This window comes from Shigella sp. FJ200513, from assembly GCF_040495915.1.
Classification (GTDB): Bacteria; Pseudomonadota; Gammaproteobacteria; order Enterobacterales; family Enterobacteriaceae; genus ECMA0423.
Genome location: NZ_JBDYCV010000003.1, coordinates 1 through 15,490, shown reverse-complemented (window position 1 = coordinate 15,490; position 15,490 = coordinate 1). Strand labels below are relative to the sequence as shown.

The 15,490-nt window shown below is 50.1% G+C and carries 30 protein-coding genes and 1 pseudogene; 30 read left to right on the top strand and 1 reads right to left on the bottom strand.

Annotated elements, in window-relative coordinates:
• Positions 1-85 precede the first annotated feature (85 nt).
• Positions 86-280, top strand: coding sequence for a bacterioferritin-associated ferredoxin (bfd, locus tag ABZJ92_RS01350; protein WP_000289090.1), 195 nt, complete (start codon positions 86-88; stop codon positions 278-280).
• 72 nt (positions 281-352) lie between these two features.
• Entirely contained in the window at positions 353-829 is a 477-nt protein-coding gene (gene bfr, locus ABZJ92_RS01345) for a bacterioferritin (RefSeq protein WP_000675515.1), read from the top strand.
• Here bfr and ABZJ92_RS01340 read toward each other — a convergent pair.
• Positions 826-1,293 (bottom strand): annotated as a pseudogene (locus tag ABZJ92_RS01340) (prepilin peptidase). The gene bfr and the pseudogene ABZJ92_RS01340 overlap by 4 nt on opposite strands.
• A 378-nt stretch (positions 1,294-1,671) precedes the next feature.
• Here ABZJ92_RS01340 and rpsJ point away from each other — a divergent pair.
• The 28 genes from rpsJ (at position 1,672) to rplQ (ending at position 15,326) form a co-directional block, all read left to right on the top strand.
• Positions 1,672-1,983 (top strand): 30S ribosomal protein S10, encoded by a 312-nt coding sequence (gene rpsJ / locus ABZJ92_RS01335; RefSeq protein ID WP_001181004.1) that lies wholly within the window; start codon positions 1,672-1,674, stop codon positions 1,981-1,983.
• Between the two features lie 32 nt (positions 1,984-2,015).
• Positions 2,016-2,645, top strand: coding sequence for a 50S ribosomal protein L3 (gene rplC / locus ABZJ92_RS01330; RefSeq protein WP_000579833.1), 630 nt, complete (start codon positions 2,016-2,018; stop codon positions 2,643-2,645).
• 10 nt (positions 2,646-2,655) lie between these two features.
• Positions 2,656-3,261, top strand: a complete 606-nt coding sequence (gene rplD, locus ABZJ92_RS01325; RefSeq protein WP_000424397.1) for a 50S ribosomal protein L4 — start codon at positions 2,656-2,658, stop codon at positions 3,259-3,261.
• Positions 3,258-3,560, top strand: a complete 303-nt coding sequence (rplW, locus tag ABZJ92_RS01320) for a 50S ribosomal protein L23 (protein ID WP_000617544.1) — start codon at positions 3,258-3,260, stop codon at positions 3,558-3,560. The genes rplD and rplW overlap by 4 nt, the downstream gene beginning before the upstream one ends.
• 17 nt (positions 3,561-3,577) lie before the next feature.
• Positions 3,578-4,399, top strand: a complete 822-nt coding sequence (rplB, locus tag ABZJ92_RS01315; protein WP_000301864.1) for a 50S ribosomal protein L2 — start codon at positions 3,578-3,580, stop codon at positions 4,397-4,399.
• A 16-nt stretch (positions 4,400-4,415) separates the two neighbouring features.
• Positions 4,416-4,694: a 30S ribosomal protein S19 gene (gene rpsS, locus ABZJ92_RS01310; RefSeq protein ID WP_001138117.1), complete on the top strand. Its 279-nt coding sequence runs from the start codon at positions 4,416-4,418 to the stop codon at positions 4,692-4,694.
• A gap of 14 nt (positions 4,695-4,708) precedes the next feature.
• A complete protein-coding gene (gene rplV / locus ABZJ92_RS01305; RefSeq protein WP_000447531.1) occupies positions 4,709-5,041 on the top strand; it encodes a 50S ribosomal protein L22 in 333 nt (110 codons plus the stop codon).
• Between the two features lie 17 nt (positions 5,042-5,058).
• The gene (gene rpsC, locus ABZJ92_RS01300; protein WP_000529945.1) at positions 5,059-5,760 is read left to right on the top strand and encodes a 30S ribosomal protein S3; all 702 of its coding nucleotides are present in this window, start codon (positions 5,059-5,061) and stop codon (positions 5,758-5,760) included.
• Positions 5,761-5,772: 12 nt separating this feature from the next.
• Positions 5,773-6,183 (top strand): 50S ribosomal protein L16, encoded by a 411-nt coding sequence (gene rplP, locus ABZJ92_RS01295; RefSeq protein ID WP_000941212.1) that lies wholly within the window; start codon positions 5,773-5,775, stop codon positions 6,181-6,183.
• Positions 6,183-6,374 (top strand): 50S ribosomal protein L29, encoded by a 192-nt coding sequence (gene rpmC, locus ABZJ92_RS01290; protein ID WP_000644739.1) that lies wholly within the window; start codon positions 6,183-6,185, stop codon positions 6,372-6,374. The genes rplP and rpmC overlap by 1 nt, the downstream gene beginning before the upstream one ends.
• A complete protein-coding gene (gene rpsQ / locus ABZJ92_RS01285) occupies positions 6,374-6,628 on the top strand; it encodes a 30S ribosomal protein S17 (protein WP_000130100.1) in 255 nt (84 codons plus the stop codon). The genes rpmC and rpsQ overlap by 1 nt, the downstream gene beginning before the upstream one ends.
• Positions 6,629-6,792: 164 nt before the next feature.
• Complete coding sequence (gene rplN, locus ABZJ92_RS01280; RefSeq protein ID WP_000613955.1) at positions 6,793-7,164, top strand: 50S ribosomal protein L14; 372 nt, start codon at positions 6,793-6,795, stop codon at positions 7,162-7,164.
• 10 nt (positions 7,165-7,174) lie between these two features.
• The gene (gene rplX / locus ABZJ92_RS01275) at positions 7,175-7,489 is read left to right on the top strand and encodes a 50S ribosomal protein L24 (protein WP_000729180.1); all 315 of its coding nucleotides are present in this window, start codon (positions 7,175-7,177) and stop codon (positions 7,487-7,489) included.
• A gap of 14 nt (positions 7,490-7,503) precedes the next feature.
• A complete protein-coding gene (gene rplE / locus ABZJ92_RS01270) occupies positions 7,504-8,043 on the top strand; it encodes a 50S ribosomal protein L5 (RefSeq protein WP_001096200.1) in 540 nt (179 codons plus the stop codon).
• Positions 8,044-8,057: 14 nt separating this feature from the next.
• Positions 8,058-8,363: a 30S ribosomal protein S14 gene (gene rpsN, locus ABZJ92_RS01265; protein ID WP_001118930.1), complete on the top strand. Its 306-nt coding sequence runs from the start codon at positions 8,058-8,060 to the stop codon at positions 8,361-8,363.
• 33 nt (positions 8,364-8,396) lie between these two features.
• Positions 8,397-8,789: a 30S ribosomal protein S8 gene (rpsH, locus tag ABZJ92_RS01260; RefSeq protein WP_000062611.1), complete on the top strand. Its 393-nt coding sequence runs from the start codon at positions 8,397-8,399 to the stop codon at positions 8,787-8,789.
• 12 nt (positions 8,790-8,801) lie between these two features.
• Positions 8,802-9,335 (top strand): 50S ribosomal protein L6, encoded by a 534-nt coding sequence (rplF, locus tag ABZJ92_RS01255; protein ID WP_000091945.1) that lies wholly within the window; start codon positions 8,802-8,804, stop codon positions 9,333-9,335.
• A gap of 9 nt (positions 9,336-9,344) precedes the next feature.
• Positions 9,345-9,698 carry a 50S ribosomal protein L18 gene (gene rplR, locus ABZJ92_RS01250; RefSeq protein WP_000358960.1) on the top strand — a complete coding sequence of 118 codons (354 nt, stop codon included), beginning with the start codon at positions 9,345-9,347 and terminating at the stop codon, positions 9,696-9,698.
• A gap of 14 nt (positions 9,699-9,712) precedes the next feature.
• On the top strand, positions 9,713-10,216 hold the full coding sequence (rpsE, locus tag ABZJ92_RS01245) for a 30S ribosomal protein S5 (protein ID WP_000940121.1): 504 nt from the start codon (positions 9,713-9,715) through the stop codon (positions 10,214-10,216).
• Between the two features lie 3 nt (positions 10,217-10,219).
• Positions 10,220-10,399 (top strand): 50S ribosomal protein L30, encoded by a 180-nt coding sequence (gene rpmD, locus ABZJ92_RS01240; protein ID WP_001140433.1) that lies wholly within the window; start codon positions 10,220-10,222, stop codon positions 10,397-10,399.
• Between the two features lie 3 nt (positions 10,400-10,402).
• Positions 10,403-10,837, top strand: coding sequence for a 50S ribosomal protein L15 (gene rplO, locus ABZJ92_RS01235; protein WP_001238917.1), 435 nt, complete (start codon positions 10,403-10,405; stop codon positions 10,835-10,837).
• A gap of 7 nt (positions 10,838-10,844) precedes the next feature.
• Positions 10,845-12,176: a preprotein translocase subunit SecY gene (gene secY / locus ABZJ92_RS01230; protein WP_001118861.1), complete on the top strand. Its 1,332-nt coding sequence runs from the start codon at positions 10,845-10,847 to the stop codon at positions 12,174-12,176.
• A 31-nt stretch (positions 12,177-12,207) separates the two neighbouring features.
• Positions 12,208-12,324 carry a 50S ribosomal protein L36 gene (gene rpmJ / locus ABZJ92_RS01225; protein ID WP_000868187.1) on the top strand — a complete coding sequence of 39 codons (117 nt, stop codon included), beginning with the start codon at positions 12,208-12,210 and terminating at the stop codon, positions 12,322-12,324.
• 146 nt (positions 12,325-12,470) lie between these two features.
• Positions 12,471-12,827, top strand: a complete 357-nt coding sequence (rpsM, locus tag ABZJ92_RS01220) for a 30S ribosomal protein S13 (RefSeq protein WP_000090775.1) — start codon at positions 12,471-12,473, stop codon at positions 12,825-12,827.
• Between the two features lie 16 nt (positions 12,828-12,843).
• A complete protein-coding gene (gene rpsK / locus ABZJ92_RS01215; protein WP_001029684.1) occupies positions 12,844-13,233 on the top strand; it encodes a 30S ribosomal protein S11 in 390 nt (129 codons plus the stop codon).
• 33 nt (positions 13,234-13,266) lie between these two features.
• The gene (rpsD, locus tag ABZJ92_RS01210) at positions 13,267-13,887 is read left to right on the top strand and encodes a 30S ribosomal protein S4 (protein ID WP_000135224.1); all 621 of its coding nucleotides are present in this window, start codon (positions 13,267-13,269) and stop codon (positions 13,885-13,887) included.
• Between the two features lie 25 nt (positions 13,888-13,912).
• Complete coding sequence (locus ABZJ92_RS01205) at positions 13,913-14,902, top strand: DNA-directed RNA polymerase subunit alpha (protein ID WP_001162094.1); 990 nt, start codon at positions 13,913-13,915, stop codon at positions 14,900-14,902.
• Between the two features lie 40 nt (positions 14,903-14,942).
• A complete protein-coding gene (gene rplQ, locus ABZJ92_RS01200) occupies positions 14,943-15,326 on the top strand; it encodes a 50S ribosomal protein L17 (protein WP_001216368.1) in 384 nt (127 codons plus the stop codon).
• Positions 15,327-15,490: the final 164 nt, after the last annotated feature.

Below are 15,490 nucleotides of genomic sequence, written 5' to 3'. Positions count from 1 at the left end.
TGAACTATGGCGCAAATAAAACTGTGCTATTGTAATCATAACCATTCTCATTTACACTTTGTGCAGAATTTGAACGGGAGCAATCATGTACGTTTGTTTGTGTAATGGTGTAAGTGACAAAAAAATTCGCCAGGCAGTCCGTCAGTTTCATCCGCAATCTTTCCAACAATTGCGTAAGTTTATTCCTGTGGGAAATCAATGCGGTAAGTGCATTCGCGCCGCGCGCGAAGTGATGCAGGACGAGTTGATGCAGATGCCAGAATTTAAAGAGATTGCCTGAAGCCCACGCTTATTTTTTGACATCCTGCTAGCCCCATCTACGCTCTAATAGTGGAAGCGGAGGGACTATAAAATGAAAGGTGATGTTAAAATCATAAATTATCTCAATAAACTATTGGGAAATGAGCTTGTCGCAATCAATCAGTATTTTCTCCATGCCCGGATGTTTAAAAACTGGGGCCTGATGCGTCTCAATGACGTCGAATACCATGAATCCATCGATGAGATGAAACACGCTGATAAATATATCGAGCGTATTTTGTTTTTAGAAGGAATCCCCAACTTACAGGATTTAGGCAAACTGGGGATTGGTGAAGATGTCGAGGAGATGCTGCAATCTGACCTGCGATTAGAACTGGAAGGCGCGAAGGATCTGCGTGAGGCTATCGCATATGCCGACAGCGTTCATGACTATGTTAGCCGCGATATGATGATCGAGATCCTTGCTGATGAAGAAGGTCATATCGACTGGCTCGAAACTGAACTGGATCTCATCGGTAAAATCGGCCTACAAAATTACCTGCAATCACAAATTAAAGTTAAAGATTAACGGCCTATCAGCAAACTATCCCAGCCTATAACGAAACCCGCAGCCGCCAGAAATGGCCCAAAAGGCAGCGGGTTTTTTAATGATTCTTTTCCTCTCATGAGCAGACCAATAACTACGGCTCCGCAAGCGAATGAGGCAGCAAGGAAAACCAGTCGTGGTAAGAAGGCCCATGAATGCTAGGCGCCAAGGGCGGCGAGAAACTTCACATCACCATAGCCTAATCCTTCTTTATGTCGCAGTATGCGATACCCCCAGTAAATGACAGCGAATGTGCCGTAACCAACAATTGCCCCCCATAACGCATCGGCTAAACCATCAGGATGACAAACTTGATAGAACAAAAGACCTGACCAGAGTAACGGGCACGTAAATCTGTCAGGTAACAAGCCATGCTTTGCATCCCAGAAAAAAAGTAGGGCTGATAAACAAGCGTACAAAATTAGAAAGGGAAGGGTAGTGTCCATAAAACATCCTCTGTAATTGGAGTATCACCATCGAATAACTCCGGATGCTCAGCAACAGAGAGAGCGCTGATTTGTTAACCTGATTCCGGTGAAAAACGCTATCTTCACAACCTTACAAATTTCGTGGAATGCAGCTCGCAATCTGCGCGTTGCGATTAATTTCTACCCGATGCTTGCGTCAGGCTCAGATTTGCGTATAATGCGCGGGCTTGTCGTAGTTGACAGCAGGTTCAATCTAAACCTCAGTTAGCCGAATTTGGCTACCTAACAATGCTCCCAATCGGGGAGCTACGTAAGAACGGTTACACTCTCCCATCAATCGTAATGGGTCTGAGGAGTAATCATTTTCGTTTATAAAATAATTGGAGCTCTGGTCTCATGCAGAACCAAAGAATCCGTATCCGCCTGAAAGCGTTTGATCATCGTCTGATCGATCAAGCAACCGCGGAAATCGTCGAGACTGCCAAGCGCACTGGTGCGCAGGTCCGTGGTCCGATCCCGCTGCCGACACGCAAAGAGCGCTTCACTGTTCTGATCTCCCCGCACGTCAACAAAGACGCGCGCGATCAGTACGAAATCCGTACTCACTTGCGTCTGGTTGACATCGTTGAGCCAACCGAGAAAACCGTTGATGCTCTGATGCGTCTGGATCTGGCTGCCGGTGTAGACGTGCAGATCAGCCTGGGTTAATCAGGTCATTGAGCGATTGAGAGGTTGAAACAATGATTGGTTTAGTCGGTAAAAAAGTGGGTATGACCCGTATCTTCACAGAAGACGGCGTTTCTATCCCAGTAACCGTAATCGAAGTTGAAGCAAACCGCGTTACTCAGGTTAAAGACCTGGCTAACGATGGCTACCGTGCTATTCAGGTGACCACCGGTGCTAAAAAAGCTAACCGTGTGACCAAGCCTGAAGCTGGCCACTTCGCTAAAGCTGGCGTAGAAGCTGGCCGTGGTCTGTGGGAATTCCGCCTGGCTGAAGGCGAAGAGTTCACTGTAGGTCAGAGCATTAGCGTTGAACTGTTTGCTGACGTTAAAAAAGTTGACGTAACTGGCACCTCTAAAGGTAAAGGTTTCGCAGGTACCGTTAAGCGCTGGAACTTCCGTACCCAGGACGCTACTCACGGTAACTCCTTGTCTCACCGCGTTCCGGGTTCTATCGGTCAGAACCAGACTCCGGGCAAAGTGTTCAAAGGCAAGAAAATGGCAGGTCAGATGGGTAACGAACGTGTAACCGTTCAGAGCCTTGACGTAGTACGCGTTGACGCTGAGCGCAACCTGCTGCTGGTTAAAGGTGCTGTCCCGGGTGCAACCGGTAGCGACCTGATCGTTAAACCAGCTGTGAAGGCGTAAGGAGATAGCAATGGAATTAGTATTGAAAGACGCGCAGAGCGCGCTGACTGTTTCCGAAACTACCTTCGGTCGTGATTTCAACGAAGCGCTGGTTCACCAGGTTGTTGTTGCTTATGCAGCTGGTGCTCGTCAGGGTACTCGTGCTCAGAAGACTCGTGCTGAAGTAACTGGTTCCGGTAAAAAACCGTGGCGCCAGAAAGGCACCGGCCGTGCGCGTTCTGGTTCTATCAAGAGCCCGATCTGGCGTTCTGGTGGCGTGACCTTTGCTGCTCGTCCGCAGGACCACAGTCAAAAAGTTAACAAGAAGATGTACCGCGGCGCGCTGAAAAGCATCCTGTCCGAACTGGTACGTCAGGATCGTCTGATCGTTGTCGAGAAGTTCTCTGTAGAAGCGCCGAAAACTAAGCTGCTGGCACAGAAACTGAAAGACATGGCTCTGGAAGATGTGCTGATCATCACCGGTGAGCTGGACGAAAACCTGTTCCTGGCTGCGCGCAACCTGCAGAAGGTTGACGTACGCGATGCAACTGGTATCGACCCGGTTAGCCTGATCGCCTTCGACAAAGTCGTAATGACTGCTGATGCTGTTAAGCAAGTTGAGGAGATGCTGGCATGATTCGTGAAGAACGTCTGCTGAAGGTGCTGCGTGCACCGCACGTTTCTGAAAAAGCGTCTACTGCGATGGAAAAATCCAACACCATCGTACTCAAAGTTGCTAAAGACGCGACCAAAGCAGAAATCAAAGCTGCTGTGCAGAAACTGTTTGAAGTCGAAGTCGAAGTCGTTAACACCCTGGTAGTTAAAGGGAAAGTTAAACGTCACGGACAGCGTATCGGTCGTCGTAGCGACTGGAAAAAAGCTTACGTCACCCTGAAAGAAGGCCAGAATCTGGACTTCGTTGGCGGCGCTGAGTAAGTCGGAGGAGTAATACAATGGCAGTTGTTAAATGTAAACCGACATCTCCGGGTCGTCGCCACGTAGTTAAAGTGGTTAACCCTGAGCTGCACAAGGGCAAACCTTTTGCTCCGTTGCTGGAAAAAAACAGCAAATCCGGTGGTCGTAACAACAATGGCCGTATCACCACTCGTCATATCGGTGGTGGCCACAAGCAGGCTTACCGTATTGTTGACTTCAAACGCAACAAAGACGGTATCCCGGCAGTTGTTGAACGTCTTGAGTACGATCCGAACCGTTCCGCGAACATCGCGCTGGTTCTGTACAAAGACGGTGAACGCCGTTACATCCTGGCCCCTAAAGGCCTGAAAGCTGGCGACCAGATTCAGTCTGGCGTTGATGCTGCAATCAAACCAGGTAACACCCTGCCGATGCGCAACATCCCGGTTGGTTCTACTGTTCATAACGTAGAAATGAAACCAGGTAAAGGCGGTCAGCTGGCACGTTCCGCTGGTACTTACGTTCAGATCGTTGCTCGTGATGGTGCTTATGTCACCCTGCGTCTGCGTTCTGGTGAAATGCGTAAAGTAGAAGCAGACTGCCGTGCAACTCTGGGCGAAGTTGGCAATGCTGAGCATATGCTGCGCGTTCTGGGTAAAGCAGGTGCTGCACGCTGGCGTGGTGTTCGTCCGACCGTTCGCGGTACCGCGATGAACCCGGTAGACCACCCACATGGTGGTGGTGAAGGTCGTAACTTTGGTAAGCACCCGGTAACTCCGTGGGGCGTTCAGACCAAAGGTAAGAAGACCCGCAGCAACAAGCGTACTGATAAATTCATCGTACGTCGCCGTAGCAAATAATTTTAGAGGATAAGCCATGCCACGTTCTCTCAAGAAAGGTCCTTTTATTGACCTGCACTTGCTGAAGAAGGTAGAGAAAGCGGTGGAAAGCGGAGACAAGAAGCCCCTGCGCACTTGGTCCCGTCGTTCAACGATCTTTCCTAACATGATCGGTTTGACCATCGCTGTCCATAATGGTCGTCAGCACGTTCCGGTATTTGTAACCGACGAAATGGTCGGTCACAAACTGGGTGAATTCGCACCGACTCGTACTTATCGCGGCCACGCTGCTGATAAAAAAGCGAAGAAGAAATAAGGTAGGAGGAAGAGATGGAAACTATTGCTAAACATCGCCATGCTCGTTCTTCTGCTCAGAAGGTTCGCCTTGTTGCTGACCTGATTCGCGGTAAGAAAGTGTCGCAGGCTCTGGATATTTTGACCTACACCAACAAGAAAGCGGCTGTACAGGTCAAGAAAGTTCTGGAATCTGCCATTGCTAACGCTGAACACAACGATGGCGCTGACATTGACGATCTGAAAGTTACGAAAATTTTCGTAGACGAAGGCCCGAGCATGAAGCGCATTATGCCGCGTGCAAAAGGTCGTGCAGATCGCATCCTGAAGCGCACCAGCCACATCACTGTGGTTGTGTCCGATCGCTGAGACTCTGGAGACTAGCAATGGGTCAGAAAGTACATCCTAATGGTATTCGCTTGGGTATTGTAAAACCATGGAACTCTACTTGGTTTGCGAACACCAAAGAATTCGCTGACAACCTGGACAGCGATTTTAAAGTACGTCAGTACCTGACTAAGGAACTGGCTAAAGCGTCCGTATCTCGTATCGTTATCGAGCGTCCGGCTAAGAGCATCCGTGTAACCATTCACACTGCTCGCCCGGGTATCGTTATCGGTAAAAAAGGTGAAGACGTAGAAAAACTGCGTAAGGTCGTAGCGGACATCGCTGGCGTTCCTGCACAGATCAACATCGCCGAAGTTCGTAAGCCTGAACTGGACGCAAAACTGGTTGCTGACAGCATCACTTCTCAGCTGGAACGTCGCGTTATGTTCCGTCGTGCTATGAAGCGTGCTGTACAGAACGCAATGCGTCTGGGCGCTAAAGGTATTAAAGTTGAAGTTAGCGGCCGTCTGGGCGGCGCGGAAATCGCACGTACCGAATGGTACCGCGAAGGTCGCGTACCGCTGCACACTCTGCGTGCTGACATCGACTACAACACCTCTGAAGCGCACACCACTTACGGTGTAATCGGCGTTAAAGTGTGGATCTTCAAAGGCGAGATCCTGGGTGGTATGGCTGCTGTTGAACAACCGGAAAAACCGGCTGCTCAGCCTAAAAAGCAGCAGCGTAAAGGCCGTAAATAAGGAGCGTCGCTGATGTTACAACCAAAGCGTACAAAATTCCGTAAAATGCACAAAGGCCGTAACCGCGGTCTGGCGCAGGGTACGGATGTTAGCTTCGGCAGCTTCGGTCTGAAAGCTGTTGGCCGTGGTCGTCTGACTGCCCGTCAGATCGAAGCAGCACGTCGTGCTATGACCCGTGCAGTTAAGCGTCAAGGTAAGATCTGGATCCGTGTGTTCCCGGACAAACCGATCACTGAAAAGCCGCTGGCAGTGCGTATGGGTAAAGGTAAAGGTAACGTGGAGTATTGGGTTGCCTTGATTCAGCCGGGTAAAGTCCTGTATGAAATGGACGGTGTTCCGGAAGAGCTGGCCCGTGAAGCATTCAAGCTGGCAGCAGCGAAACTGCCGATTAAAACCACCTTTGTAACTAAGACGGTGATGTAATGAAAGCAAAAGAGCTGCGTGAGAAGAGCATTGAAGAGCTGAACACCGAGCTGCTGAACCTGCTGCGTGAGCAGTTCAACCTGCGTATGCAGGCTGCAAGTGGCCAGCTGCAACAGTCTCACCTGTTGAAGCAAGTGCGTCGCGATGTCGCACGCGTTAAGACTTTACTGAACGAGAAGGCGGGTGCGTAATGACCGATAAAATCCGTACTCTGCAAGGTCGCGTTGTTAGCGACAAAATGGAGAAATCCATTGTTGTTGCTATCGAACGTTTTGTGAAACACCCGATCTACGGAAAATTCATCAAGCGTACGACCAAACTGCACGTACATGACGAGAACAACGAATGCGGTATCGGTGACGTGGTTGAAATCCGCGAATGCCGTCCGCTGTCCAAGACTAAATCCTGGACGCTGGTTCGCGTTGTAGAGAAAGCGGTTCTGTAATACAGTACACTCTCTCGATACGAATAAACGGCTCAGAAATGAGCCGTTTATTTTTTCTACCCATATCCTTGAAGCGGTGTTATAATGCCGCGCCCTCGATATGGGGATTTTTAACGACCTGATTTTCGGGTCTCAGTAGTAGTTGACATTAGCGGAGCACTAAAATGATCCAAGAACAGACTATGCTGAACGTCGCCGACAACTCCGGTGCACGTCGCGTAATGTGTATCAAGGTTCTGGGTGGCTCGCACCGTCGCTACGCAGGCGTAGGCGACATCATCAAGATCACCATCAAAGAAGCAATTCCGCGTGGTAAGGTCAAAAAAGGTGATGTGCTGAAGGCGGTAGTGGTGCGCACCAAGAAGGGTGTTCGTCGCCCGGACGGTTCTGTCATTCGCTTCGATGGTAATGCTTGTGTTCTTCTGAACAACAACAGCGAGCAGCCTATCGGTACGCGTATTTTTGGGCCGGTAACTCGTGAGCTTCGTAGTGAGAAGTTCATGAAAATTATCTCTCTGGCACCAGAAGTACTCTAAGGAGCGAATCATGGCAGCGAAAATCCGTCGTGATGACGAAGTTATCGTGTTAACCGGTAAAGATAAAGGTAAACGCGGTAAAGTTAAGAATGTCCTGTCTTCCGGCAAGGTCATTATTGAAGGTATCAACCTGGTTAAGAAACATCAGAAGCCGGTTCCGGCCCTGAACCAACCGGGTGGCATCGTTGAAAAAGAAGCCGCTATTCAGGTTTCCAACGTAGCAATCTTCAATGCGGCAACCGGCAAGGCTGACCGTGTAGGCTTTAGATTCGAAGACGGCAAAAAAGTCCGTTTCTTCAAGTCTAACAGCGAAACTATCAAGTAATTTGGAGTAGTACGATGGCGAAACTGCATGATTACTACAAAGACGAAGTAGTTAAAAAACTCATGACTGAGTTTAACTACAATTCTGTCATGCAAGTCCCTCGGGTCGAGAAGATCACCCTGAACATGGGTGTTGGTGAAGCGATCGCTGACAAAAAACTGCTGGATAACGCAGCAGCAGACCTGGCAGCAATCTCCGGTCAAAAACCGCTGATCACCAAAGCACGCAAATCTGTTGCAGGCTTCAAAATCCGTCAGGGCTATCCGATCGGCTGTAAAGTAACTCTGCGTGGCGAACGCATGTGGGAGTTCTTTGAGCGCCTGATCACTATTGCTGTACCTCGTATCCGTGACTTCCGTGGCCTGTCCGCTAAGTCTTTCGACGGTCGTGGTAACTACAGCATGGGTGTCCGTGAGCAGATCATCTTCCCAGAAATCGACTACGATAAAGTCGACCGCGTTCGTGGTTTGGATATTACCATTACCACTACTGCGAAATCTGACGAAGAAGGCCGCGCTCTGCTGGCTGCCTTTGACTTCCCGTTCCGCAAGTAAGGTAGGGTTACTAAATGGCTAAGCAATCAATGAAAGCACGCGAAGTAAAACGCGTAGCTTTAGCTGATAAATACTTCGCGAAACGCGCTGAACTGAAAGCGATCATCTCTGATGTGAACGCTTCCGACGAAGATCGTTGGAACGCTGTTCTCAAGCTGCAGACTCTGCCGCGTGATTCCAGCCCGTCTCGTCAGCGTAACCGCTGCCGTCAAACAGGTCGTCCGCATGGTTTCCTGCGGAAGTTCGGGTTGAGCCGTATTAAGGTCCGTGAAGCCGCTATGCGCGGTGAAATCCCGGGTCTGAAAAAGGCTAGCTGGTAATTGTCACCAATTGAATCACGGGAGTAAAGACAGATGAGCATGCAAGATCCGATCGCGGATATGCTGACCCGTATCCGTAACGGTCAGGCCGCGAACAAAGCTGCGGTCACCATGCCTTCCTCCAAGCTGAAAGTGGCAATCGCCAACGTGCTGAAGGAAGAAGGTTTTATTGAAGATTTTAAAGTTGAAGGCGACACCAAGCCTGAACTGGAACTTACTCTGAAGTATTTCCAGGGCAAAGCTGTTGTAGAAAGCATTCAGCGTGTCAGCCGCCCAGGTCTGCGCATCTATAAACGTAAAGATGAGCTGCCGAAAGTTATGGCGGGTCTGGGTATCGCAGTTGTTTCTACCTCTAAAGGTGTTATGACTGATCGTGCAGCGCGCCAGGCTGGTCTTGGTGGCGAAATTATCTGCTACGTAGCCTAATCGGAGGAAAAAATGTCTCGTGTTGCTAAAGCACCGGTCGTTGTTCCTGCCGGCGTTGACGTAAAAATCAACGGTCAGGTTATTACGATCAAAGGTAAAAACGGCGAGCTGACTCGTACTCTCAACGATGCTGTTGAAGTTAAACATGCAGATAATACCCTGACCTTCGGTCCGCGTGATGGTTACGCAGACGGTTGGGCACAGGCTGGTACCGCGCGTGCCCTGCTGAACTCAATGGTTATCGGTGTTACCGAAGGCTTCACTAAGAAGCTGCAGCTGGTTGGTGTAGGTTACCGTGCAGCGGTTAAAGGCAATGTGATTAACCTGTCTCTGGGTTTCTCTCATCCTGTTGACCATCAGCTGCCTGCGGGTATCACTGCTGAATGTCCGACTCAGACTGAAATCGTGCTGAAAGGCGCTGATAAGCAGGTGATCGGCCAGGTTGCAGCGGATCTGCGCGCCTACCGTCGTCCTGAGCCTTACAAAGGCAAGGGGGTTCGTTACGCCGACGAAGTCGTGCGTACCAAAGAGGCTAAGAAGAAGTAAGGTAACACTATGGATAAGAAATCTGCTCGTATCCGTCGTGCGACCCGCGCACGCCGCAAGCTCCAGGAGCTGGGCGCAACTCGCCTGGTGGTACATCGTACCCCGCGTCACATTTACGCACAGGTAATTGCACCGAACGGTTCTGAAGTTCTGGTAGCTGCTTCTACTGTAGAAAAAGCTATCGCTGAACAACTGAAGTACACCGGTAACAAAGACGCGGCTGCAGCTGTGGGTAAAGCTGTCGCTGAACGCGCTCTGGAAAAAGGCATCAAAGATGTATCCTTTGACCGTTCCGGGTTCCAATATCATGGTCGTGTCCAGGCACTGGCAGATGCTGCCCGTGAAGCTGGCCTTCAGTTCTAAGGTAGAGGTGTAAGATGGCTCACATCGAAAAACAAGCTGGCGAACTGCAGGAAAAGCTGATCGCGGTAAACCGCGTATCTAAAACCGTTAAAGGTGGTCGTATTTTCTCCTTCACAGCTCTGACTGTAGTTGGCGATGGTAACGGTCGCGTTGGTTTTGGTTACGGTAAAGCGCGTGAAGTTCCAGCAGCGATCCAGAAAGCGATGGAAAAAGCCCGTCGCAATATGATTAACGTCGCGCTGAATAACGGCACTCTACAACACCCTGTTAAAGGTGTTCACACGGGTTCTCGCGTATTCATGCAGCCGGCTTCCGAAGGTACCGGTATCATCGCCGGTGGTGCAATGCGCGCCGTTCTGGAAGTCGCTGGGGTTCATAACGTTCTGGCTAAAGCATATGGTTCCACCAACCCGATCAACGTGGTTCGTGCAACTATTGATGGCCTGGAAAATATGAATTCTCCAGAAATGGTCGCTGCCAAGCGTGGTAAATCCGTTGAAGAAATTCTGGGGAAATAAACCATGGCAAAGACTATTAAAATTACTCAAACCCGCAGTGCAATCGGTCGTCTGCCGAAACACAAGGCAACGCTGCTTGGCTTGGGTCTGCGTCGTATTGGTCACACCGTAGAGCGCGAGGATACTCCTGCTATTCGCGGTATGATCAACGCGGTTTCCTTCATGGTTAAAGTTGAGGAGTAAGAGATGCGTTTAAATACTCTGTCTCCGGCCGAAGGCTCCAAAAAGGCGGGTAAACGCCTGGGTCGTGGTATCGGTTCTGGCCTCGGTAAAACCGGTGGTCGTGGTCACAAAGGTCAGAAGTCTCGTTCTGGCGGTGGCGTACGTCGCGGTTTCGAGGGTGGTCAGATGCCTCTGTACCGTCGTCTGCCGAAATTCGGCTTCACTTCTCGTAAAGCAGCGATTACAGCCGAAGTTCGTCTATCTGACCTGGCTAAAGTAGAAGGCGGTGTTGTAGACCTGAACACGCTGAAAGCGGCTAACATTATCGGTATCCAGATCGAGTTCGCGAAAGTGATCCTGGCTGGCGAAGTAACGACTCCGGTAACTGTTCGTGGCCTGCGTGTTACTAAAGGCGCTCGTGCTGCTATCGAAGCTGCTGGCGGTAAAATCGAGGAATAAGTAGCAGATGGCTAAACAACCGGGATTAGATTTTCAAAGTGCCAAAGGTGGCTTAGGCGAGCTGAAACGCAGACTGCTGTTTGTTATCGGTGCGCTGATTGTGTTCCGTATTGGCTCTTTTATTCCGATCCCTGGTATTGATGCCGCTGTACTTGCCAAACTGCTTGAGCAACAGCGAGGCACCATCATTGAGATGTTTAACATGTTCTCTGGTGGTGCTCTCAGCCGTGCTTCTATCTTTGCTCTGGGGATCATGCCGTATATTTCGGCGTCGATCATTATCCAGCTGCTGACGGTGGTTCACCCAACGTTGGCAGAAATTAAGAAAGAAGGGGAGTCTGGTCGTCGTAAGATCAGCCAGTACACCCGTTACGGTACTCTGGTGCTGGCAATATTCCAGTCGATCGGTATTGCTACCGGTCTGCCGAATATGCCTGGTATGCAAGGCCTGGTGATTAACCCGGGCTTTGCATTCTACTTCACCGCTGTTGTAAGTCTGGTCACAGGAACGATGTTCCTGATGTGGTTGGGCGAACAGATCACTGAACGAGGTATCGGCAACGGTATTTCAATCATTATCTTCGCCGGTATTGTCGCGGGACTCCCGCCAGCCATTGCCCATACTATCGAGCAAGCGCGTCAAGGCGACCTGCACTTCCTCGTGTTGCTGTTGGTTGCAGTATTAGTATTTGCAGTGACGTTCTTTGTTGTGTTTGTTGAGCGTGGTCAACGCCGCATTGTGGTAAACTACGCGAAACGTCAGCAAGGTCGTCGTGTCTATGCTGCACAGAGCACACATTTACCGCTGAAAGTGAATATGGCGGGGGTAATCCCGGCAATCTTCGCTTCCAGTATTATTCTGTTCCCGGCGACCATCGCGTCATGGTTCGGGGGCGGTACTGGTTGGAACTGGCTGACAACAATTTCGCTGTATTTGCAGCCTGGGCAACCGCTTTATGTGTTACTCTATGCGTCTGCAATCATCTTCTTCTGTTTCTTCTACACGGCGTTGGTTTTCAACCCGCGTGAAACAGCAGATAACCTGAAGAAGTCCGGTGCATTTGTACCAGGAATTCGTCCGGGAGAGCAAACGGCGAAGTATATCGATAAAGTAATGACCCGCCTGACCTTGGTTGGTGCGCTGTATATTACCTTTATCTGCCTGATCCCGGAGTTCATGCGTGATGCAATGAAAGTACCGTTCTACTTCGGTGGGACCTCACTGCTTATCGTTGTTGTCGTGATTATGGACTTTATGGCTCAAGTGCAAACTCTGATGATGTCCAGTCAGTATGAGTCTGCATTGAAGAAGGCGAACCTGAAAGGCTACGGCCGATAATTGGTCGCCCGAGAAGTTACGGAGAGTAAAAATGAAAGTTCGTGCTTCCGTCAAGAAATTATGCCGTAACTGCAAAATCGTTAAGCGTGATGGTGTCATCCGTGTGATTTGCAGTGCCGAGCCGAAGCATAAACAGCGCCAAGGCTGATTTTTTCGCATATTTTTCTTGCAAAGTTGGGTTGAGCTGGCTAGATTAGCCAGCCAATCTTTTGTATGTCTGTACGTTTCCATTTGAGTATCCTGAAAACGGGCTTTTCAGCATGGAACGTACATATTAAATAGTAGGAGTGCATAGTGGCCCGTATAGCAGGCATTAACATTCCTGATCATAAGCATGCCGTAATCGCATTAACTTCGATTTATGGCGTCGGCAAGACCCGTTCTAAAGCCATCCTGGCTGCAGCGGGTATCGCTGAAGATGTTAAGATCAGTGAGCTGTCTGAAGGACAAATCGACACGCTGCGTGACGAAGTTGCCAAATTTGTCGTTGAAGGTGATCTGCGCCGTGAAATCAGCATGAGCATCAAGCGCCTGATGGATCTTGGTTGCTATCGCGGTTTGCGTCATCGTCGTGGTCTCCCGGTTCGCGGTCAGCGTACCAAGACCAACGCACGTACCCGTAAGGGTCCGCGCAAACCGATCAAGAAATAATCGGGGTGATTGAATAATGGCAAAGGCACCAATTCGTGCACGTAAACGTGTAAGAAAACAAGTCTCTGACGGCGTGGCTCATATCCATGCTTCTTTCAACAACACCATCGTGACTATCACTGATCGTCAGGGTAACGCGTTGGGTTGGGCAACAGCCGGTGGTTCCGGTTTCCGTGGTTCTCGCAAATCCACTCCGTTTGCAGCTCAGGTTGCAGCAGAGCGTTGCGCTGACGCCGTGAAAGAATACGGCATCAAGAATCTGGAAGTTATGGTTAAAGGTCCGGGTCCAGGCCGCGAATCTACTATTCGTGCTCTGAACGCCGCAGGTTTCCGCATCACTAACATTACTGATGTGACTCCGATCCCTCATAACGGTTGTCGTCCGCCGAAAAAACGTCGCGTATAACGCCTCGTTTTCCAGGTTTGTTGGAGAAAGAAAATGGCAAGATATTTGGGTCCTAAGCTCAAGCTGAGCCGTCGTGAGGGCACCGACTTATTCCTTAAGTCTGGCGTTCGCGCGATCGATACCAAGTGTAAAATTGAACAAGCTCCTGGCCAGCACGGTGCGCGTAAGCCGCGTCTGTCTGACTATGGTGTGCAGTTGCGTGAAAAGCAAAAAGTTCGCCGTATCTATGGTGTGCTGGAGCGTCAGTTCCGTAACTACTACAAAGAAGCAGCACGTCTGAAAGGCAACACCGGTGAAAACCTGTTGGCTCTGCTGGAAGGTCGTCTGGACAACGTTGTATACCGTATGGGCTTCGGTGCCACTCGTGCAGAAGCACGTCAGCTGGTTAGCCATAAAGCAATTATGGTAAACGGTCGTGTTGTTAACATCGCTTCTTATCAGGTTAGTCCGAATGACGTTGTAAGCATTCGTGAGAAAGCGAAGAAGCAGTCTCGCGTGAAAGCCGCTCTGGAGCTGGCTGAGCAGCGTGAAAAGCCAACTTGGCTGGAAGTTGATGCTGGCAAGATGGAAGGTACGTTTAAGCGTAAGCCGGAGCGTTCTGATCTGTCTGCGGACATTAACGAACACCTGATCGTCGAGCTTTACTCCAAGTAAAGCTTAGTACCAAAGAGAGGACACAATGCAGGGTTCTGTGACAGAGTTTCTAAAACCGCGCCTGGTTGATATCGAGCAAGTGAGTTCGACGCACGCCAAGGTGACCCTTGAGCCTTTAGAGCGTGGCTTTGGCCATACTCTGGGTAACGCACTGCGCCGTATTCTGCTCTCATCGATGCCGGGTTGCGCGGTGACCGAGGTTGAGATTGATGGTGTACTACATGAGTACAGCACCAAAGAAGGCGTTCAGGAAGATATCCTGGAAATCCTGCTCAACCTGAAAGGGCTGGCGGTGAGAGTTCAGGGCAAAGATGAAGTTATTCTTACCTTGAATAAATCTGGCATTGGCCCTGTGACTGCAGCCGATATCACCCACGACGGTGATGTTGAAATCGTCAAGCCGCAGCACGTGATCTGCCACCTGACCGATGAGAACGCGTCTATTAGCATGCGTATCAAAGTTCAGCGCGGTCGTGGTTATGTGCCGGCTTCTACCCGAATTCATTCGGAAGAAGATGAGCGCCCAATCGGCCGTCTGCTGGTCGACGCATGCTACAGCCCTGTGGAGCGTATTGCCTACAATGTTGAAGCAGCGCGTGTAGAACAGCGTACCGACCTGGACAAGCTGGTCATCGAAATGGAAACCAACGGCACAATCGATCCTGAAGAGGCGATTCGTCGTGCGGCAACCATTCTGGCTGAACAACTGGAAGCTTTCGTTGACTTACGTGATGTACGTCAGCCTGAAGTGAAAGAAGAGAAACCAGAGTTCGATCCGATCCTGCTGCGCCCTGTTGACGATCTGGAATTGACTGTCCGCTCTGCTAACTGCCTTAAAGCAGAAGCTATCCACTATATCGGTGATCTGGTACAGCGTACCGAGGTTGAGCTCCTTAAAACGCCTAACCTTGGTAAAAAATCTCTTACTGAGATTAAAGACGTGCTGGCTTCCCGTGGACTGTCTCTGGGCATGCGCTTGGAAAACTGGCCACCGGCAAGCATCGCTGACGAGTAACCGGATCACAGGTTAAGGTTTTACTGAGAAGGATAAGGTCATGCGCCATCGTAAGAGTGGTCGTCAACTGAACCGCAACAGCAGCCATCGCCAGGCTATGTTCCGCAATATGGCAGGTTCACTGGTTCGTCATGAAATCATCAAGACGACTCTGCCTAAAGCGAAAGAGCTGCGCCGCGTAGTTGAGCCGCTGATTACTCTTGCCAAGACTGATAGCGTTGCTAATCGTCGTCTGGCATTCGCCCGTACTCGTGATAACGAGATCGTGGCAAAACTGTTTAACGAACTGGGCCCGCGTTTCGCGAGCCGTGCCGGTGGTTACACTCGTATTCTGAAGTGTGGCTTCCGTGCAGGCGACAACGCGCCGATGGCTTACATCGAGCTGGTTGATCGTTCAGAGAAAGCAGAAGCTGCTGCAGAGTAATCTGAAGCAATGTAAAAAAACCCGCCCCGGCGGGTTTTTTTATACCCGTAGTATCCCCACTTATCTACAATAGCTGTACTCTTTTTGGTAAGCGCCCCATCAGCGACGTCTTGTGAAAATTGTCCTGTCTGGCAACAATCGCGCCCATCTATATTGATGGACAC

What these genes read in the sequence shown, in the direction of transcription:
- bfd (WP_000289090.1), top strand. Translation starts at nt 86, where the DNA reads ATGTACGTTTGTTTGTGTAATGGTGTAAGTGACAAAAAAATTCGCCAG.
- bfr (WP_000675515.1), top strand. Translation starts at nt 353, where the DNA reads ATGAAAGGTGATGTTAAAATCATAAATTATCTCAATAAACTATTGGGA.
- rpsJ (WP_001181004.1), top strand. Translation starts at nt 1,672, where the DNA reads ATGCAGAACCAAAGAATCCGTATCCGCCTGAAAGCGTTTGATCATCGT.
- rplC (WP_000579833.1), top strand. Translation starts at nt 2,016, where the DNA reads ATGATTGGTTTAGTCGGTAAAAAAGTGGGTATGACCCGTATCTTCACA.
- rplD (WP_000424397.1), top strand. Translation starts at nt 2,656, where the DNA reads ATGGAATTAGTATTGAAAGACGCGCAGAGCGCGCTGACTGTTTCCGAA.
- rplW (WP_000617544.1), top strand. Translation starts at nt 3,258, where the DNA reads ATGATTCGTGAAGAACGTCTGCTGAAGGTGCTGCGTGCACCGCACGTT.
- rplB (WP_000301864.1), top strand. Translation starts at nt 3,578, where the DNA reads ATGGCAGTTGTTAAATGTAAACCGACATCTCCGGGTCGTCGCCACGTA.
- rpsS (WP_001138117.1), top strand. Translation starts at nt 4,416, where the DNA reads ATGCCACGTTCTCTCAAGAAAGGTCCTTTTATTGACCTGCACTTGCTG.
- rplV (WP_000447531.1), top strand. Translation starts at nt 4,709, where the DNA reads ATGGAAACTATTGCTAAACATCGCCATGCTCGTTCTTCTGCTCAGAAG.
- rpsC (WP_000529945.1), top strand. Translation starts at nt 5,059, where the DNA reads ATGGGTCAGAAAGTACATCCTAATGGTATTCGCTTGGGTATTGTAAAA.
- rplP (WP_000941212.1), top strand. Translation starts at nt 5,773, where the DNA reads ATGTTACAACCAAAGCGTACAAAATTCCGTAAAATGCACAAAGGCCGT.
- rpmC (WP_000644739.1), top strand. Translation starts at nt 6,183, where the DNA reads ATGAAAGCAAAAGAGCTGCGTGAGAAGAGCATTGAAGAGCTGAACACC.
- rpsQ (WP_000130100.1), top strand. Translation starts at nt 6,374, where the DNA reads ATGACCGATAAAATCCGTACTCTGCAAGGTCGCGTTGTTAGCGACAAA.
- rplN (WP_000613955.1), top strand. Translation starts at nt 6,793, where the DNA reads ATGATCCAAGAACAGACTATGCTGAACGTCGCCGACAACTCCGGTGCA.
- rplX (WP_000729180.1), top strand. Translation starts at nt 7,175, where the DNA reads ATGGCAGCGAAAATCCGTCGTGATGACGAAGTTATCGTGTTAACCGGT.
- rplE (WP_001096200.1), top strand. Translation starts at nt 7,504, where the DNA reads ATGGCGAAACTGCATGATTACTACAAAGACGAAGTAGTTAAAAAACTC.
- rpsN (WP_001118930.1), top strand. Translation starts at nt 8,058, where the DNA reads ATGGCTAAGCAATCAATGAAAGCACGCGAAGTAAAACGCGTAGCTTTA.
- rpsH (WP_000062611.1), top strand. Translation starts at nt 8,397, where the DNA reads ATGAGCATGCAAGATCCGATCGCGGATATGCTGACCCGTATCCGTAAC.
- rplF (WP_000091945.1), top strand. Translation starts at nt 8,802, where the DNA reads ATGTCTCGTGTTGCTAAAGCACCGGTCGTTGTTCCTGCCGGCGTTGAC.
- rplR (WP_000358960.1), top strand. Translation starts at nt 9,345, where the DNA reads ATGGATAAGAAATCTGCTCGTATCCGTCGTGCGACCCGCGCACGCCGC.
- rpsE (WP_000940121.1), top strand. Translation starts at nt 9,713, where the DNA reads ATGGCTCACATCGAAAAACAAGCTGGCGAACTGCAGGAAAAGCTGATC.
- rpmD (WP_001140433.1), top strand. Translation starts at nt 10,220, where the DNA reads ATGGCAAAGACTATTAAAATTACTCAAACCCGCAGTGCAATCGGTCGT.
- rplO (WP_001238917.1), top strand. Translation starts at nt 10,403, where the DNA reads ATGCGTTTAAATACTCTGTCTCCGGCCGAAGGCTCCAAAAAGGCGGGT.
- secY (WP_001118861.1), top strand. Translation starts at nt 10,845, where the DNA reads ATGGCTAAACAACCGGGATTAGATTTTCAAAGTGCCAAAGGTGGCTTA.
- rpmJ (WP_000868187.1), top strand. Translation starts at nt 12,208, where the DNA reads ATGAAAGTTCGTGCTTCCGTCAAGAAATTATGCCGTAACTGCAAAATC.
- rpsK (WP_001029684.1), top strand. Translation starts at nt 12,844, where the DNA reads ATGGCAAAGGCACCAATTCGTGCACGTAAACGTGTAAGAAAACAAGTC.
- rpsD (WP_000135224.1), top strand. Translation starts at nt 13,267, where the DNA reads ATGGCAAGATATTTGGGTCCTAAGCTCAAGCTGAGCCGTCGTGAGGGC.
- ABZJ92_RS01205 (WP_001162094.1), top strand. Translation starts at nt 13,913, where the DNA reads ATGCAGGGTTCTGTGACAGAGTTTCTAAAACCGCGCCTGGTTGATATC.
- rplQ (WP_001216368.1), top strand. Translation starts at nt 14,943, where the DNA reads ATGCGCCATCGTAAGAGTGGTCGTCAACTGAACCGCAACAGCAGCCAT.